The sequence below is a fragment of the Burkholderia sp. Cy-637 genome (assembly GCF_011753175.1).
Lineage (GTDB): Bacteria > Pseudomonadota > Gammaproteobacteria > Burkholderiales > Burkholderiaceae > Burkholderia > Burkholderia gladioli.
On the sequence record NZ_VWWC01000400.1, the window covers coordinates 1 to 889 of the forward strand.

Sequence of the window (889 nt, forward strand, 5' to 3'; positions counted from 1 at the left end):
TTCGCCGGCGCGCATCGGCGTGGCCGCCGGGCCCGTCAGGTGCCGGCGCAGCAGCGCCAGCTCGGGCTCGGCCAGCATCGGCAGCTCGCCGACGCGGGCCGAGTCGCCGGCCTCGCTCAATGCAGCCAGCAGCCGCGCGAAGTTGGCGGCCAGGCGCGCGATCATCAGCGCGGCATGGCGTTCGGCGCGATAGGCGATCGCCCCGGCCAGTTCGCCGCCGTCCTCGCAAAGCTGGAACGTCAGGTCGAACGGCGCGCGCACATGGCCGGTCTCGCAGGAGGCCAGCATGCTGTCGCCGAGCGCCAGGCGCCCGCCCGCGCTACCCAGCGCGAACGGCGCGAGGCGTTCTCCTTCGGCCGCATCGACAGCCGCATCACCGGCCGACAGCGCCGGGCGGCCGGCGCCCGGCGCCAGCAGCGAGATCACGGTCTGCACCAGCGGGCCGGTCGCGCCCAGCGCATCGGCCAGCACCGGCAGCGGCAAGGCCTGGTCGCGCAGCCCGTCGACGATCGCGGCCTTGACCTGCCGCAGCCAGGCGCCGATCGGCTGGCCGTCGTCGAGCGCGACGCGAATCGGCAGCACGTTGGCGAAATAGCCGATGGTGTTCGCGTCGGCCTGCTCGCGCGCATGCGCCGGCATGCCGAGCACCACCTCGCGCTGCGCCGCGTAGCGACCCAGCAGCAGCGCGCCGGCCGCGAACAGCAGTTGATAGACGCTCAGGCCGTGACGGCCGGCCAGCGCGGAGAGCGCGCCGGTGGTGGCCGTGTCGATGCGGAAACGATGCTGGCCCGCGCCGGCCTCGCCGGCGCGCGAGGGCGCCACCGTCGCCGGGAAGGCGGAACGCTCGGGCATGCCGGCCAGCCGGCCGCGCCAGGCTTCGAGCGCACGC

At 75.5% G+C, this 889-nt stretch carries 1 protein-coding gene; it reads right to left on the minus strand.

Going from position 1 to position 889, the window contains the following annotated elements; translation table 11 throughout:
- The coding region (locus tag F3J10_RS35840; protein WP_167244066.1) for a condensation domain-containing protein at window positions 1-889 on the minus strand (889 nt) is incomplete at both ends.